Origin of the sequence: Bremerella sp. TYQ1 (assembly GCF_020150455.1) — a bacterium.
GTDB lineage: Bacteria > Planctomycetota > Planctomycetia > Pirellulales > Pirellulaceae > Bremerella > Bremerella volcania_A.
This window is the reverse complement of the sequence record NZ_CP083740.1, coordinates 5,050,097-5,066,209: the sequence shown is the minus strand read 5'-3', so window position 1 is coordinate 5,066,209 and position 16,113 is coordinate 5,050,097. Positions and strand designations below refer to the sequence as shown.

At 53.3% G+C, this 16,113-nt stretch carries 22 protein-coding genes; all 22 read right to left on the bottom strand.

Annotated elements, in window-relative coordinates; all coding sequences use genetic code 11:
* Positions 1 to 15: 15 nt before the first annotated feature.
* Positions 16 to 1,545 (bottom strand): arylsulfatase, encoded by a 1,530-nt coding sequence (locus tag LA756_RS20675; protein WP_224436621.1) that lies wholly within the window; start codon positions 1,543 to 1,545, stop codon positions 16 to 18.
* Positions 1,546 to 1,645: 100 nt separating this feature from the next.
* Positions 1,646 to 2,365 carry a YqjF family protein gene (locus LA756_RS20670; protein WP_224436620.1) on the bottom strand — a complete coding sequence of 240 codons (720 nt, stop codon included), beginning with the start codon at positions 2,363 to 2,365 and terminating at the stop codon, positions 1,646 to 1,648.
* A 4-nt stretch (positions 2,366 to 2,369) separates the two neighbouring features.
* Positions 2,370 to 3,974: a hypothetical protein gene (locus LA756_RS20665; RefSeq protein WP_224436619.1), complete on the bottom strand. Its 1,605-nt coding sequence runs from the start codon at positions 3,972 to 3,974 to the stop codon at positions 2,370 to 2,372.
* A 124-nt stretch (positions 3,975 to 4,098) separates the two neighbouring features.
* Entirely contained in the window at positions 4,099 to 4,707 is a 609-nt protein-coding gene (locus LA756_RS20660; RefSeq protein WP_224436618.1) for a putative metallopeptidase, read from the bottom strand.
* 181 nt (positions 4,708 to 4,888) lie between these two features.
* On the bottom strand, positions 4,889 to 5,644 hold the full coding sequence (locus LA756_RS20655; protein WP_224436617.1) for a bL17 family ribosomal protein: 756 nt from the start codon (positions 5,642 to 5,644) through the stop codon (positions 4,889 to 4,891).
* A gap of 63 nt (positions 5,645 to 5,707) precedes the next feature.
* Positions 5,708 to 6,703: a DNA-directed RNA polymerase subunit alpha gene (locus LA756_RS20650; protein WP_224436616.1), complete on the bottom strand. Its 996-nt coding sequence runs from the start codon at positions 6,701 to 6,703 to the stop codon at positions 5,708 to 5,710.
* 76 nt (positions 6,704 to 6,779) lie between these two features.
* Positions 6,780 to 7,160, bottom strand: a complete 381-nt coding sequence (rpsK, locus tag LA756_RS20645) for a 30S ribosomal protein S11 (protein ID WP_144976803.1) — start codon at positions 7,158 to 7,160, stop codon at positions 6,780 to 6,782.
* 110 nt (positions 7,161 to 7,270) lie between these two features.
* Positions 7,271 to 7,654, bottom strand: coding sequence for a 30S ribosomal protein S13 (gene rpsM, locus LA756_RS20640; protein ID WP_224436615.1), 384 nt, complete (start codon positions 7,652 to 7,654; stop codon positions 7,271 to 7,273).
* Between the two features lie 143 nt (positions 7,655 to 7,797).
* Positions 7,798 to 7,911 carry a 50S ribosomal protein L36 gene (gene rpmJ / locus LA756_RS20635; RefSeq protein WP_105330843.1) on the bottom strand — a complete coding sequence of 38 codons (114 nt, stop codon included), beginning with the start codon at positions 7,909 to 7,911 and terminating at the stop codon, positions 7,798 to 7,800.
* Positions 7,912 to 8,103: 192 nt separating this feature from the next.
* The gene (locus LA756_RS20630) at positions 8,104 to 8,826 is read right to left on the bottom strand and encodes an NAD(P)-dependent oxidoreductase (RefSeq protein ID WP_224436614.1); all 723 of its coding nucleotides are present in this window, start codon (positions 8,824 to 8,826) and stop codon (positions 8,104 to 8,106) included.
* Positions 8,827 to 8,836: 10 nt separating this feature from the next.
* Entirely contained in the window at positions 8,837 to 9,607 is a 771-nt protein-coding gene (gene map / locus LA756_RS20625) for a type I methionyl aminopeptidase (protein WP_224436613.1), read from the bottom strand.
* The gene (locus LA756_RS20620; RefSeq protein WP_224436612.1) at positions 9,604 to 10,188 is read right to left on the bottom strand and encodes an adenylate kinase; all 585 of its coding nucleotides are present in this window, start codon (positions 10,186 to 10,188) and stop codon (positions 9,604 to 9,606) included. The genes map and LA756_RS20620 overlap by 4 nt, the downstream gene beginning before the upstream one ends.
* A gap of 124 nt (positions 10,189 to 10,312) precedes the next feature.
* Complete coding sequence (gene secY, locus LA756_RS20615) at positions 10,313 to 11,698, bottom strand: preprotein translocase subunit SecY (RefSeq protein ID WP_224436611.1); 1,386 nt, start codon at positions 11,696 to 11,698, stop codon at positions 10,313 to 10,315.
* 245 nt (positions 11,699 to 11,943) lie between these two features.
* Positions 11,944 to 12,441 (bottom strand): 50S ribosomal protein L15, encoded by a 498-nt coding sequence (gene rplO / locus LA756_RS20610; RefSeq protein ID WP_224436610.1) that lies wholly within the window; start codon positions 12,439 to 12,441, stop codon positions 11,944 to 11,946.
* Positions 12,441 to 12,923, bottom strand: a complete 483-nt coding sequence (gene rpsE / locus LA756_RS20605; RefSeq protein ID WP_224436609.1) for a 30S ribosomal protein S5 — start codon at positions 12,921 to 12,923, stop codon at positions 12,441 to 12,443. Before rpsE ends, rplO begins: the two co-directional genes overlap by 1 nt.
* A gap of 78 nt (positions 12,924 to 13,001) precedes the next feature.
* The gene (gene rplR, locus LA756_RS20600) at positions 13,002 to 13,367 is read right to left on the bottom strand and encodes a 50S ribosomal protein L18 (RefSeq protein ID WP_224436608.1); all 366 of its coding nucleotides are present in this window, start codon (positions 13,365 to 13,367) and stop codon (positions 13,002 to 13,004) included.
* A gap of 71 nt (positions 13,368 to 13,438) precedes the next feature.
* The gene (gene rplF, locus LA756_RS20595; protein WP_224436607.1) at positions 13,439 to 13,984 is read right to left on the bottom strand and encodes a 50S ribosomal protein L6; all 546 of its coding nucleotides are present in this window, start codon (positions 13,982 to 13,984) and stop codon (positions 13,439 to 13,441) included.
* A gap of 102 nt (positions 13,985 to 14,086) precedes the next feature.
* The gene (gene rpsH / locus LA756_RS20590) at positions 14,087 to 14,485 is read right to left on the bottom strand and encodes a 30S ribosomal protein S8 (protein WP_224440416.1); all 399 of its coding nucleotides are present in this window, start codon (positions 14,483 to 14,485) and stop codon (positions 14,087 to 14,089) included.
* 13 nt (positions 14,486 to 14,498) lie between these two features.
* Complete coding sequence (locus LA756_RS20585; protein ID WP_105351913.1) at positions 14,499 to 14,684, bottom strand: type Z 30S ribosomal protein S14; 186 nt, start codon at positions 14,682 to 14,684, stop codon at positions 14,499 to 14,501.
* Between the two features lie 75 nt (positions 14,685 to 14,759).
* Positions 14,760 to 15,335 (bottom strand): 50S ribosomal protein L5, encoded by a 576-nt coding sequence (rplE, locus tag LA756_RS20580; RefSeq protein ID WP_224436606.1) that lies wholly within the window; start codon positions 15,333 to 15,335, stop codon positions 14,760 to 14,762.
* A 61-nt stretch (positions 15,336 to 15,396) separates the two neighbouring features.
* Complete coding sequence (gene rplX, locus LA756_RS20575; RefSeq protein ID WP_224436605.1) at positions 15,397 to 15,732, bottom strand: 50S ribosomal protein L24; 336 nt, start codon at positions 15,730 to 15,732, stop codon at positions 15,397 to 15,399.
* The gene (gene rplN / locus LA756_RS20570; protein ID WP_224436604.1) at positions 15,732 to 16,100 is read right to left on the bottom strand and encodes a 50S ribosomal protein L14; all 369 of its coding nucleotides are present in this window, start codon (positions 16,098 to 16,100) and stop codon (positions 15,732 to 15,734) included. Before rplN ends, rplX begins: the two co-directional genes overlap by 1 nt.
* Positions 16,101 to 16,113 lie beyond the last annotated feature (13 nt).

Sequence of the window (16,113 nt, the reverse complement as noted above, 5' to 3'; positions counted from 1 at the left end):
AACGTTCCGAGTTGCCTACTTGGCAGCCTTTGGTAAGAAGGTAACCGCTCGATCGTTGGGAAGTTTCTCTCCTGGCGTGCAACGACCGTTGGCGACCTGCTGCTCCAAAAGTTTCAGTAGCGTTTCGACTTGCTCAGGATGAGATTCTGCCAGGTTCGTTTGCTCGCCAGGGTCCGACGCAAGATTAAACAGCTGCATTTCAGGCCGGCCTTGCTTGATGGCGACCGGTTCACGAGGAGCACTCCAACCGCCGCTACCATGGGCCAAGCAAAGCTTCCAATCCCCTTGGCGAATTGCAAAGTGCCCTGAAATGGAATGACTGATCAGTGAATCGCGGCCGGTTGTTTCCTCACCTTCAAAAACCGGCACAAGGCTGTAGCCATCCTCCCCGCCAACAGCTTTTCGCGGTTGTCCAGTAATCTCCTGAAGCGTCGAGTAAACATCCGTCAGACAGGCCAACGCTTGGGACGATCTTCCTTGTTCGATCTTCCCTGGCCATCGAACAATAAATGGCACACGATGTCCTCCCTCGTAGATATCTGCTTTGTGTCCACGATAGATTGCACTCGGACGATGTCCTTTTTCTTTGAGCAGTGGAAAGTTAGCCTGCGGAGAGCAACCATTGTCACTCGTGAATATCACAAGTGTTTCCTCATCGATCCCTTGCTCTTTGAGCTTGGCCATTAATTGCCCCATGTGATGGTCGACCTGCATAACGAAATCGCCATATGGATTCAAGCCGCTGGCATCTTTGAACGGCGGCACTGGAACAATGGGCGTATGAGGTGCTGGCAGCGGCAAATAGAGAAAGAATGGCTGCTCTTTGTTTTCAGGATTGGCACGCTCTTCGACGTAGGCCATCGATTTATCGAATAAATGGGGCAGGACCTGCTCAATCTCGAAGTCAGGCCCAATCGGTCCTTTGCGATACCAACCGTACTGATCTTCTTTCGATGTCACGCCATCTTCTCGCGTAGGGACGGCAGTCACTTTGCCGGTATCAACCCACACATACGGAGGCATATCGAGCGATCCACAATGGCCGTAGTACTGATCGAATCCATTGATATCCGGTCCGTTCTTGACTGGCTTATTGAAATCGATCTTGCCGTTTTCCTTATGCCAATCCCAACCAAGATGCCACTTCCCAATCATCGCGGTATGATACCCAGCCTCTTTCATCAGATGTCCCAACGTGGGTCGATCGGCAGGAATCAGATGTTCGCTAGTACCGCTTAGCACACCGCGAGCCAGTCGTGATCGCCAGTTGTAGCGGCCCGCTAAAAGGCCATATCGCGTTGGCGTGCATACCGAACTTGGCGTGTGGGCATCGAGAAACGTCAGGCCCTCATCGGCCATCTGCTGAAGATGTGGCGTTTTGATTTTGCACTCAGGATTCGTCGCTGACAGATCCCCAATCCCAAGATCGTCCGCCATCACGACAATCACGTTGGGAAGCTTCGCCGCATCGTCGGCCTTTGCACGTGTTTCCAAGTGCAACCATGAAAGAGCCAGCAGCAGCGTAAAGAGAGTTCGTAAAACCATCGTTGCTCACATTACGAAAGAGGGGCAGGGCGGGACGTGCGAAGGTGCTCCTCCAGTGTAACCTCCCTTGAATGGCATTTCATCTTTCATGGCTTCGCGGTTATCCAAGCTTCTTCAGGCCAAAGATCTCGACATCAACTCCTGGAGAAAAATGGCAATGCGAAGGCATCCCCCAGTCGCCATCTAGCCCAGCAGCTGTGATCAATGAATCTTCCAGATCTAATACCTCTGCCAAATGAGCAGGGTAGGGGGCGTGATGGACTTGGCCAGAATAAAGCTGATCACGATGCTCAAGGAAAAGCAGGTAGCGTTCTAGAAAGAAATACTCCTGCGAGATTTCTGAAAATGGCTTTAATGCAGAACCGATACGGTAGCGAACCTTTAGATTGGCCGTCCGATCAGTTCGAACGAGTTCATAGGCAATTTCGTTTTTGGATTGCGTGAGACTCATCCGAGCATGGTAATAGGGCAATCCCCAGAACCGCCGTGCTCCCCAAACCGCTAACTGATGGGCCGCATCCAATGAAAGAAAGTAAACACCAGGCTCACCATTGAAATGCACGTAGGTACGAACATTTGTTTCCAGGAACGTTAGGCCCGTAAACGATGGCCACCATGCATTCCGGACTCCTTCCATGGCAAAAGGCACCAAACCGACGTAGGCCAGACCATCATACAGATCGATCTCCAGACGCTTTGGCACCCATTGCCGAATCAATTCGACAGGAACAGCCCAGTGCATAAACAACAAGGAACGCCAACGCTGATAGCCACGCACCGGAAGCGTTGGGCGAATCGTCGGTGCAACGCGATCGATCATGGAATTACCATCGAGGCTGAGACCAAAAACCAGCCCCTACATCGACCGCTTTTGCTTCCCCAGAATTGATATCCACAAGGTAAGGCCTCGGCCCATCCGTGTCATCAAACTTTGTCATCAGGACGTTATCAGCCGGATTATTCGCGGACGGCGAACCAAAGCCTTTTAGGCCGTCCCCAACAATCTGGCGATCTTCTCCTTGCATGTTACATGTATACCAGCTGCCGTCCTCTCCCTTGAACAAGATACGCCGCGACTTGCCCAACAGTCTCGGCTCGCTCCCTTGGCAAAGCTCCGTTAATTTGCCATCGAGATCCATGTGACAGATACGAGTGGCCTTGGTTTCGAGCAAGCCATCGTTCTCACGAATAGCAAGGATGAATCCGTTGGATTCAGGCAACCAGTTGACGCTACCCATGTCATGCGTGTCGCCAATTTTTATCGAGTCTCCTGACTCGGTGTCGACCAGATGCAGTCGAAATTGCAGTGGACCTGCTTCATATTCAATTTGAACGACCGCCAAAAAACTATCATCGGGTGACACTTCGGCGACCAAGTTCATCCCTGTCAAAAGCGGTTCGCTTCCCAGTCGAAAGTGTTCATGGGTTTCCAGATCGACCGCAAAGACACCGATTGTTCCTTCATACGGGATCCAACCGGTAACGTAGCAGTATCTATGATCGGGTGAAAAACAGGCGTCGATAATCGCTCCGTAGGCGAACGGAACTCTTCGAGATATCCCGGTCTTGCGATTGAGCATGATCGTTTCGAGATCTCCCTTTTCGCTTCCTGGCTTCCAACTCGGATTGGAGGCAATAAGGATTACGTCGCTCCAGTCGTATTCTTCACCAGCTACACTGCCGGTGCGGTCTTCCCAGGTCTGCCGGTCCACCTTAAATGTGTCAGGATGAACGATGCGCAACTTCTGAAATGCCGTCACTCGAAAGATCTGATTAATGGCACCAGCTTTTTCAATGACACCGGTCCGAGTGTTGATGCGGATTTCCGATCCTTTGTCGATGAATTCTCGATAGGTTTTCAGCTTCTCTTCCAACTCAATGTTTGGTACCGGCGAGACGGCCATGACCTGCAGCAGCTGACTGTATGCGGCTGAAACCGTACTGCGTGCCTCGCCGGCAAGTGGTACGCGATAGACAGCAGCTTCCCCTTCCATTCGCTCGAAGTGCCCGATCGCCTCCTCGTCACCGTTGTAGAGCTGCAACTCGCCGCGTGCCATAAATGTGTACAACGCTGGCATCTTGAATGCAGCCTCGTAGGGCCAGCACTTGTATCGAGTATTTTCCTCTGTGACGTACCAATAGCCATCTTTCTCAATGACTTCCAGTAGTATTAACCTGCCGGCCCCCATCCCCAAGAAACACCTGGTTCGCCGCTGTCCTCCTTTAACAAGTACCTCTACCAGAATCTCTTTGCCGGAGGGTAACTCAAACGCTATCTCCCACCGAATCGGTCTCCGTTCGATGTGCTGCGAAGTTCGCTCAACCGCTGCCAACAAGTCTTCCTGTCGCGGCTCTTCCTGAGCCTTCAATGATCCCGCTGTCAGTCCAATCAGGGAAAGAACAGTAGCCGTAAGCAGAGCGCGGAGCATGGAAAACCCGTGTGAAGCTCGAGAAAAGGAGACGAGGACGTTATCAAGATGCCATCCATCGTAGCGAAACAGCGAGACCGATTCCAATAAATCCACCCCTCAGGCCTCGGCTTATTACACAGAACTAGGCGGCCGCAGGAATGAGTTTTGGGCGTGGAATCTTTACCCCATAGATACCACCACTTTGCTGGTAGAGCTTAGTAAAGTCTTGCTCGAGAAATGCGTACAAGTCGGGTGACGGCTTCTTCATCAGGTACTGAGCCGAAAGCACGGCCATCCGCTCGTCATACTCTTTCTGGCTTGAAGAGTGAGCGTAACAACGCCCGGGGTGTCGACGAATATCTCCGTCGAAATCAGGGCTGATATGCCACAATTCGTGGAAGATGGTGATCATCTTCTCAGAGAAGTCCATATTCTGGAAACGTGGTAGATAGAAGCTGAGAATGTAGAGCATCTCCCGTCCATTCTCGTCCAACAACGTCTGACAGAAGTACTTCCGACCGCGACGCGTAGTGAAACGGGACCCTTGTTCAAATCGCATCGGAGTAAGTGATGCGAAAATTCCATGCGTTGAATCAACACGAGCCTGAACGAGAGCAACCGCCACACGGCTCATGTCGATATGAGCCAACTCCGGCATCCGCTCTACCATGTCATTAACGAGCAGACGCATCGCAAAGGTGAAATCAAAGCCGCGACGCTTTACCGAACGATGAAGCTGAACCCGTCCCATCGATTTTGGAGGGAGGGTTGCCCGTGTCTTTGATACAGCATGGCTCCGACCTGCTGTCTTTTGATTTCGTTTGGGACCAGATGATCGCTTCACTTACCAGCCGTCCATGAAAAAACCGCTATACCCGAGTGAGTATAGCGGCTCTGTTGTTTTCGAGCGATGTGTATCGCGAAAGAGGCGTTTAGCCTTCCTTCTTTTCTTCGTCGCCAGCTTCTTCGGCAGGAGCTTCAGCTGCTTCACCTTCTGGTGCAGCTGCTTCTTCCTTGGACTCTTCTGCCGGAGCTTCTTCGGCAGCTGGTGCTGCTGCGGTTTCTTCTTCGTTATCGAATGCAGGACGCTCCGCTTCAGTCTTCACACGATCCCGATCGTTACCGACGAATTCCAGGATGGCCTGGATACCCGCGTCACCCAGACGTGGCTTGGCCAGCTTCAGGATACGAGTGTAACCACCGTCGCGATCTTCAAAGCGTGGAGCAACTTCGTCGAATAAAATTTCGACAGCTCGCTGATTGCCCAGCATAGCGACAACACGACGACGAGCCGCCAGAGCAGGAGCCATCGCGGCATTCCACTTCTGCCATTCATCGCTTTGACGCCATTCTTTGTATTCAGGCGTGTTTGGCTTGGCCTTCGTCGCAAACTTTTCAGCTTCACGAAGATGCGGTAGTGCCTTCTTAGCGACCGTGATGCACTTCTCGACGTAAGGACGTAGTTCCTTCGCCTTCTGCACGGTCGTGACAATGCGACCCTTTACCTTTGGCGTATTGTGCCCGGTACCGGGAGTGTCAGCAGCCAGGAAGTCGCTGTAAAGGTAGTAGCTTTCGTTGACGTCATCAGGACGTTCGGTCAGCAGCAAGCTGCTGGCCATGTTGCGGAACAGAGCCTTGCGGTGGCTCGCCGAGCGTCCGAGTCGTCGACCTTTTCGTAGGTGTCGCATGGTACTTCTTGAATGTTGTCAGTGCCGTGATGGGCAGGGATATGTCGTTTTGGGATGTCCGATTTAGTGCATCGGGCTCGGAGCTGGAGGAACTCGCATGCCAAGGTGCAAGCCGTATTCCTTCAGCTTCTCGCGAACTTCGGTCAGAGTCGTCTCACCGAAATTGCGGACTTCCATCAGTTGATCTTCGGTGCGGCGAACCAAGTCGCGAACCGTGTGGATATTTTCCGATTCCAGGCAATTCGATGCACGAACCGAAAGGTGCATTTCGGCTAGGCTCATGTTCAGCTTGGCTTCCATGACAGGATCCAACCCACTTGGGGTCGAACGGCTTGGCATGTTGATCGTCGCCCCAAGTTCGTTGTATTGAACGAACGGATTGAGGTGCTTACGCATGATCTTGGCCGCTTCGACCAATGCCATTTCTGGATGCACCGAACCATCGGTCCAAATTTCCAGGATCAATCGATCGTAGTTCGTTTTCTGACCGACACGAGTTTCCTCGACGGTGTAACGAACGCGGGTGATTGGACTGAACACGGCGTCGACGGGAATGATGCCGATTTCATGTTCGTTGGAGCTGTGCTCGGTCGAAGGAACATAGCTGCGACCTGATTCGACCACCATTTCCATCATGAATGGAATTTCGCCGGTCACGGTGCAGATGTGCAGATCCTTGTTGATGATCTCGACATCGGCATCGCATTGGATGTCGGCGCCGGTGATCTCGCAGGGACCCTGCTTTTCGATGGTGATGACTTTGGTCATCTCCGAGTGTTTCTTAACGACAACCGACTTCACGTTCAAAACGATGTCGGTCATGTCTTCGACAACGCCAGGGATGCTCGTGAATTCGTGTTGAGCACCACGGACTTTGATCTGCGTAACCGCTGCACCCTCGAGGCTCGAGAGCAGAATGCGACGCATGCTGTTGCCGATGGTGGCACCGAAACCGCGTTCAAACGGTTCGGCAATGAACTTGCCGTAATTGGAGGTGAGGGTTTCGGCTTCGCAAGTGACCGCACTTGGCAATTCCAACCCACGCCATCGAATATGCATAGTTCGCTCCGTTTTGTGCTGCTATGTGTGTCTTGAGACCGCCAGAAAACGTTGCCTGATAAAAATCGCCGTGGTACTAGACGCGACGCTTCTTCGGGGGGCGGCAACCATTGTGCGGGATCGGGGTGCAATCTTCGATCGATTTGACCGTCAGACCAGCGGCTGCCAGAGCGGTGATCGCACTTTCGCGACCGCTACCAGGACCGTTGACTTTGACGTCGACTTCCTTCAGACCAAACTTCAAGGCCTTTTCAGCCGCTTGCTGAGCAGCACACTGTCCAGCGAACGGGGTGCTCTTACGGCTTCCTTTGAAACCACAAGTCCCAGCGCTGGCCCAGCACAACGTGTCACCCTTGCTGTCGGTGATGGTCACCTGGGTGTTGTTGAAGGTTGCCTTGATATGGACAGTCCCTTGCTGGACGTTACGTCGTGTCTTTCGCTTTGCGACCTTGGCCACTTAACTATCTCCCACCACAACGGGCGTAGCTTTTCAAGCTGAATGATTGATATGTTTCGCACTGACAAGGCACGAAGCAGAACATCGCTGCGTCGCACCCATGGAAAGGATTAACGGAGATCCTTCACGCCCTTCTTACCGGCAACCGTCTTCTTCGGTCCCTTACGCGTACGAGCGTTGGTTCGAGTACGCTGACCGCGAACTGGCAAACCACGACGATGACGCAGACCGCGGTAGCAAACGATTCGGTTAAGACGCTGAATATTTTGCGACAACTGACGACGAAGCGGACCTTCGACGGTGTATTCGCTTTCCAGCAAACCAGCCAGACGGCTCAGTTCGTCTTCGTGAATTTCCGAAGCAGGGCGATCTTGATCGATACCGACCTTCACGCACAGTTCACGAGCAAGGGCTGGGCCGACGCCGTACAAGTACGTCAAGCTGATCCAGGTCTTCTTATCGTTGGGAATGTCCACACCGAGCAAACGTGGCATGGTGATCTCCTGTGGCTGCCCTAACTAGGGCAAATGATTCCGAAAATGTATTCGTGCTATGGTTTTGCGAAGCGAAGGGGTGTTTCGTTTGCCCTCCCGGGCTACCCTCAGAAACTGGGGAAACACCGTGGCAAGACGGAAAACTAGCCCTGTCGTTGCTTGTGACGGGCGTTTTCGCAAATGACGTAGACCCGGCCTCGACGGCGGACCACTTTGCATTTGTCGCAAATTCGCTTAACGCTGGCTCTTACCTTCATGACTCTCTACTTCCAAACCTTGGGCGTTGGGGAAGCGGGACAGTATACCCGAGGACCTTTTACGCTGGCAAGGGCGTGAACATGAAAAATGTCGGTTTTCGAAGGGTGAAACCGACCACTGCACTTGACCTGCGGACTTCCGTGGGTCTGTTTGTTCACTGATCTAATCTAAATCTGACCAAAACGCGGTCGTTAGCTCCGATTGTAAATAACCGGCATTTGTCCTCTCCAAGCTGTCCAAACTGCCTCGTCGGTGATCAGATCTGCCATGAAATGGGCAACATTTATGCGGCTAGTCTTTCCGGCGTTGAAAATTGGATCGCGGGTCGGCGAGGGAGCGATCTCATACGAACTTGTGACGGTTTCATCCGTGAGACTGTCAGGACGTACGACCACCCAATCTAACCAATCACTTTTTTTGCCGATTTCGCATCGCAGAACTTCTGCAGCCTGCTCATTATCGGCATGCGGAGGCACGAGATAACGAATCAGCCCAACGACCATCCGATTGGCCAAAGAGGCTTCTTCATTCAGATCACGATTTCTGTTTCCCGCCGTGTTCATCAAGACAAATTTGACCCTCCGCTCAGGCGTTAGTCGCTCGACGGAGCAGGCAATTCGACGAACGGCGTCAGTCACCAGGCGTCGCGGATGACCGAATACGCCTTTCAAAGTCAAATTATGTCCCAGACAAGAGGCAATCGCATCGCATCCCTGAACTTCGTGTGTTAATTCAGCATCACTGAGATCGAGCAGACTTGCCTCAGTGACCGAGAGTTTCGCATTTTCTTCTGCTCCGCTGCAAAGCCGGTCACGGCTCCGCACAATCACACGGACGTCTAGGCCTCGATCGAGCAGCTGGGCTACAAGAAGCCCACCCGTTGCTCCGGTTGCCCCCAGGACGAGTACGGCCATCGCGTCGGATCTAGCCTTCCCCGGTGAGGACACGAACACCGCTGGTAGTCAGTGCCAACGTATGCTCGAAATGGGCAGTCAGACTTCGGTCTTTGGTCGAAAGGGTCCAGCCGTCCCCATGTAGGTACAAATCTTCGCGGCCGACGGCGACCATCGGTTCGACGGCAAGGACTAAGCCCGGCCGCAGATCGAAGTCGCCTTTTTGCCGAAACTCGCGAGAGTCGTAGTTGGGAACCTGAGGCTCTTCGTGCATCGTTGTGCCGATTCCATGGCCAACCAGCGTCGTAATCACAGAAAACCCGGCCGATTCGACCACTTCCTGCATTTCCTTAGCGACTTGACTCCAGCGTTTTTTTATCGGCAAGAGATCAATCGCCACTTGCAATGCCTGCTCGGTAACTTGCATCAGCTTCTTGGCTTCGTCGCTGATCTCGCCCACCGCATAAGTCCAAGCAGAATCGCCACACCATCCACCGATCTTGGCGCCGGTGTCGACGCTGACGATATCGCCTTCCTTGAGAATTCGCTTGCCAGGAATGCCATGCACAACTTCGTCGTTGACTGAAATGCATGTCGCAGCTGGGAACGGGGTCTTGCCTGGGACGCCTTTAAACAAGGGAATCGCCCCCGCGTCCGAAAACAAGTCGTCGACTGCTTGGTCGATCTCCGCTGTCGTGACCCCGGGCTTTACCAACTGGGCAACCCTTTGATGGGCTTGGCGGACGAGCTGTCCGGCCACGTGCATTTTCTCGATCTCGCGTTTCGAGCGGAGCGTGATCATGCGTCTTTCTTTCGAGCCACTTCCTCGAGTACCGATTGAATGCGACCGAAGACCTCGTCGATCGAACCCAGGCCATCAATGCGGTGCAGAATGCGTTGTTCTTCGTAATACGAGATCAGCGGCGAAGTCATGTCATCGTAGACTTTCATCCGATTTCGGATGGTCTCTTCGTTGTCGTCGCTACGATCTTCCTTCTTGGCGCGAGCCATAAGCCGATGAAAAAGCTCTTCCTCGTCGACTGTCAGGTTCAGCACCGCGTCAACCGCTTCGTCGTCGACTGCCAATCCTAGATCGAGCGAAGCCGCTTGCGGCAGCGTGCGAGGGAAACCATCCAAGAGATAGCCATTGCGACAATCAGGTTGAGCAAGACGCTGTCGCACCAACTGCACAACAATTTCGTCTGCTGCGAGACGGCCGCCTTCCATTTGGGCGGCAACTTTTAGACCTAACTCTGTCTTGTTGCGGATCGCTTCCCGAAGCATCTCGCCCGTCGAAATGTGCGGGATACTAAGAAAGTCGACCAGTTTCTGGGACTGGGTCCCTTTGCCGACGCCAGGAGGTCCGAGAAAGATAATCCGCATGGCCCAATCGCAGCCTAGCTTGAGCGTGGAAGACAGGGAGGCCCTCCACGCCGAAGTCACAAATTCAAAGCCGCTTTCAGGTGGGGTACGCGAAAGCGGGACATGCCATCCTGGCGAGAAAGGGTTAGCCCTCGATGAGGCCCTTGTAGTTACGCATCACCAGGTGACTGTCGATCTTCTGAACAAGATCGAATGCCACACTCACGGCGATGAGCAACCCGGTTCCACCGTAGAAGCTTGCCACTTGAGGCGAGACGCCAAGTTCGGCCGACACGAGCGTCGGAATGATGGCGACCAAGGCGAGGAAGCCCGCACCCACGTAGGTGATGCGAACCATGACTTTTTCAAGGTACTCTTCCGTTCGACGACCAGGACGATACCCGGGAATGAACGAACCAAAGTTCTTCAGGTTTTCCGAGACGTCCTTCGGATTGAAAGTGATGGCCGTCCAGAAATAGCAGAAGAAATAGATCAGTGCGATATAGCACGCGATGTACAAAAAGCTTTGACCGCGAGCGAAAACGTCGGCAAGCTGAGCCATCGTGGTCGATTCGGTCCATCCCGCCAATGCCTGGAAGACAAACTGCGGGAATAACAGCAAGCTGCTGGCGAAAATGATTGGCATCACGCCGGCTTGGTTAATTCGCAGCGGCAGGAACTGACGTGTTCCACCATAAACTCGGCGACCGCGAACGTGCTTGGCGCTTTGCATCGGAATCTTCCGTTGCCCCTGCATGATGAACACCACCCCGGTGATCACCGCCACAAAGAGAATCGCTAAGACCACGATCGTTTCAATACCAAACTCACCTCTGGTGAAGTTTGTTAACTCTGGCTTGGTGTTGTACAGCAAGTCGAGCAATGCGCTCGGCATCGCTGCGAGAATACCTGCCATAATCAAAAGACTGATACCGTTGCCGATACCGAATTCGTCAATCTGTTCACCAAGCCACATCAAGAAGACGGTACCGCAAGTCATGATCGCCACAGCGACAATCGCCCAACCCCAGTACAAACTTCTATCAATATTGCCAGGTTCGGAAGAGGTCCAGAACGCCTGATTGACGATACTATCCCCTCCTTCGCCCACGGCTGTCATCGATGCTAAGTAGAAATAGCTTTGCACGACGCACAACGCTACCGTGGCGTAACGGGTGTATTCATTAATCTTTTTGCGGCCTGTTTCGCCTTCCTTCTGAAGTTCCTCCAGCGGCTTCCAGACGGTGCCGAGAAGCTGGAAGATAATCGAAGCCGAGATGTAAGGCATAATCCCCAGACCAAAGATCGTGATCTGGCTCAGTGCACTGGCACTGAAAACGGAGACCTGCTGCAGAAGACCAGCAACACCTTCGTTCCCTTGGTTCGCAAACATTTCCTGCAGCTTGATCTGATCGATCATGGGCAGAGGAATTTGAGAACCAACGCGGAAGACGGCCAGCAAGCCAATCGTCAGAAGGATCTTCGACCGTAGTTCGGGGATGGTGAAGAGGACGCGTACTTTTTCCAACATGGCAATCTAACCCGATTTGGCTAGTTCCGATTGATGCCTCGCAAAGGCAGTGCAATGAACATTGATTTGCATGGATGTGCGGATGAGTGAATGTACACCAAACCGCGTGTCTCGGACTAGACCACCCGAATGAGTCCTATCCGTAAATTCGGGCCTATTTCTGCATTCTTGCGGCCCGCAGCTAACTGCTTGCGCAAAAAACATGCCCACGTGATAACGTGGGCATGTAACGCAATTTGTCTTATTTAGGACTTTGCCTCTTTGGCAGCTTCCTTCTTTTCCGCAACAGTCGTGATGCGAACGACCGTATTGCAGGTACCACCAGCCTTCTCGATCTTTTCCTTGGCCGAGGCGCTGAAGCGATGAGCTTCGACGGTCAGCTTCTTGGAAAGTTCGCCATCGCCGAGAATCTTGATCTCGTCATAGCGACGCTTGCAGAGGCCTTTTTCTCGCAAAGTTTCAATGTTGACGGTGTCGCCATCATTAAACAACTCGTTGAGGTCCTTGATATTGACTGCGGAGACAGTCAGGGCCCACTTGTTGTTGAAACCACGCTTCGGCACGTGTCGAACGATAGGTGTTTGGCCACCTTGGAAGGTCGCACGATTCGACCAACCAGCACGGCTTTTGGCACCCTTGTGACCACGTTGCGAAGTCTTGCCCCAACCGCTACCGGTACCACGACCGACGCGTTGGCGACGTTTGTTCTTGTGAACGCCTTGATTGATATCGTGCAAACTCATTAGACGGCAACTCCTCGGAGGCGTTGAATTTCTTCCTTGGTTCGCAGTTGCTCCAGAGCATTCAACGTAGCTTTAACGAGAACGACAGGATTCGTCGAACCAAAGCTCTTCGTCAGAACGTCATGGATGCCTGCCGATTCGCAGACGGCACGAACCGAAGCACCAGCGATGATACCGGTACCAGGGTGAGCTGGAAGCATGACCACGCGACCGGCGCCAAAGGTACCGACAACTTTGTGCGGAATCGAACCTTCGATGATCGGTACTTCAAGCAGCTTACGTTCTGCTTGCTTGACGGCCTTTTGGACGCTTGGTGGAACTTCGTTGGCTTTGCCATAGCCCCAGCCGACTTTGCCTTTGCCGTCACCGACAACGACCATTGCCGCGAAGCTGAAACGACGACCACCCTTGACCACGGCGGCACAACGCTTGATCTTCACGACCTTTTCGACGAATCCGCCTTTGCCAGAATCTTTCGCCACTGTCTTGGCTCTCCCGTTTGGATCATGCCGATCGTTTGATCAGCGAACTCCAAAGCGCTCTTAATGACTTAGTTCTTACTAGAAGTCCAATCCACTTTCACGGGCGGCGGATGCCAAAGCGGCAACGCGTCCGTTGTAGCGAAAGTGACCACGATCGAAGCAAACCTGCTTGAGTCCGGCTGCCAATGCCTTTTCAGCAATAGCTTTGCCGATCTTCGCGGCGGCTTCACAGTTACCTGCACTAGCATCTTCACGCAGATCTTTGTCTCGCGACGAAGCCGAAACCAATGTTCGACCCGATTCGTCATCGATGATCTGGCAGTAGATGTTGCAGTTGCTACGGAAGATCGTCAGCCGAGGACGTTCGGCGTTGCCGCGAACCTTTCGACGGACATGATTGCTCCGACGCTTCCGCTGCTTGGCGATGAATTTTTGCTTGTTCACGACTCAACTAGCCTCGTGGGTGCCACGGTAACAGCCGGGGCACGATGACTTCAATTTAACGAAATGATCGACTACTTACCGGCGGCCTTACCAGGCTTCAGCTTAACACGCTCGCCTTGGTAACGAACGCCCTTACCCTTGTAAGGTTCAGGCTTCCGAGCAGCACGCACTTCCGCAGCGAATTGACCGACACGTTGCTTGTCGATCCCTTTGACCACGATGTGGGTCTGGTCGGGGCACTTCACATCCAGATCCTTCGGGATCTTCTTGTGAATTTCGTTCGCGAAACCAACGCGAAGCTGCAGAACATCGCCAGCAATCGCGGCCAGGTAACCGACGCCCACGACCTCAAGTCGCTTTTCGTACCCTTTTTCGACCCCTTCGACCATATTGGCGATCAGAGCTCGGGTCAGGCCGTGCATGGCTTTGCCGGTACGCGTGTCTTCTTTACGCGTTACCGACACTTCCTTGCCGTCTTCACCTACTTCAATGGTGACAACCGGGTCAGCAGTGTAAGTGAGCTTACCGAGAGGGCCTTCGACGTTGACCGTTTGGCCATCGACCGAGACAGTTACTTTCTCGGGCAGGGCAACTGGTTTTCTACCTAGTCGGGACATTTTCTTAACCTAGCTTTAGGCAATGGGTCTCTTCGAGGGAGACTGTCCTGGTGATTGGATTGTTAGCGAACGGTGCCGGTCGCTGACACGAATGGGTCTGGGTTACCAGATTTCGCACAACACTTCGCCGCCGATCTTCTTCTGGCGGGCTTCGCGATCGCTGATCACACCATTGGAGGTGCTGATCACCGAAATGCCCATTCCGTTAAGAATCGGACGCAGGTCGTGCGACTTCGAGTAAATACGGCGGCCAGGCTTGCTGACACGCTTGATATGCTGAATCACGCGTTCCCCGCTGGGGCCGTACTTCAGTTCCAAGCGGATCTGTTTGACTGGAACGTCATCCGTTTCCACCCAGTCCCAGATATAGCCTTCACGCTTTAGCACGTCGGCCAAACCGCGTTTGACTTTGGACGTGGGCATTTCAACGTGTGGGTGCTCGACGCGAACCGCATTTCGGATGCGGGTCAACATGTCGGCGATAGGGTCGGTCATCATAATACTTCGGGTCCCCTTACCAACTCGCCTTGCGTAAACCTGGAATCAGCCCTCGATCCGCCAAGTTGCGAATACAAATTCGGCAGACACCAAACTTTCGATACACGGCACGCGGACGGCCACACATGGTGCAGCGACGCTCACGCCGAGACGAAAACTTCGGCTCGCGATTGGCCTTGGCGATTTTTGACTTGCTTGCCACGAGGATTTCCTACCTGGAAAACGAATCGACTGGGTAACAAACGTTCTATACGGTCCGCAGAAAAGCTATACAGCTTTAAGCGGTCTTCTTCTTTTTCGGTTCTTCTTCTCGCTGAAACGGCATGCCCAGCAAGGACAGCAGTTCGCGAGCTTCGTCGTCGGTGGCACCGGTGGTGACGAAGGTGATGTCCATCCCTTGCTGACGGGTGTACTTGTCCGGATTCAATTCCGGGAACACCATCTGCTCGGTCAGGCCCATCGTGTAATTGCCATTGCCATCGAAGCTCTTGGGGTTCACCCCACGGAAGTCACGCACCTGAGGAAGTGCCAGGGAAACCAGGCGATCCAGGAATTCGTACATCCGTTGGCGACGCAGTGTCACCTTAACACCGATTGGCATGCCTTCACGCAGCTTGAAAGCAGCGACGCTCTTACGAGCTCGGCAGATCATCGGACGCTGACCGGTAAACTCGGTCATAGCTTCGGCAGCTTCGTCAACATGCTTCTTTTCAGTGACGGCTGTGCCGACACCCATGTTGACGACGATCTTCCGCAGGCGAGGCAGGTTCATCGGATTCTTACGGCCGAGCTTTTCTGCCAGTGCGGAAAGCACTTCTTGTTCGTATTTTTCTTGAAGTCGTGGTTTGCTCATGGCTTATCTCGAACGATTACCGGCTCACGCCTTTTGTTTCGGGACTGCTTCGCGGCAGTGTTTACTTGGCCGGACTCAGCTGACCAATTTCGGCATTGCAGGACTTGCAGTAGCGAACCTTGCTGCCGTCTTCTTTAATCTTGGCACCGGTCTTCGTACGGCTTTTGCACTCGGTGCAAACCAGCATGACGTTGGAAATGTCGATTGGCATTTCCTTCGACAGCTTGCCACCCTTAGGGTTACGTTGGCTTGGCTTGACGTGCTTATAAACCTTGGCCGCACCTTCCACGAGGACTTTCCCTTTTTCAGGGAAGACCTTCAGGACTTTGCCACGCATTTCGCCAGCGGCATCGGCTCCGGTGATGATTTCGACGGTGTCGTCAACTTTGATATGCATTAGACCACCTCACTCGCCAAACTGACGATCTTCATGAACTTGCGATCTCGCAGCTCACGGGCGACCGCACCGAAAATACGCGTACCACGCGGGTTATTGTCTTTGTCGATCAGCACGACCGCGTTGCGATCGAAGCGGATATAGCTTCCGTCGGGGCGGCGAGTCGACTTGCGAACGCGGACGATCACAGCCCGAACGACCGCCTTCTTCTTCACTTCCGCACCCGGGACAACTTCTTTCACCGAGCAGATAATCACGTCACCAAGGCCAGCGGTTCGCTTACGCGTACCACCGAGAACCTTAATGCACATGACTTCCTTCGCTCCGGTGTTGTCGGCGACGGCCAGTCTTGTTTCTTGTTGAATCATCGCTTCTTAAATC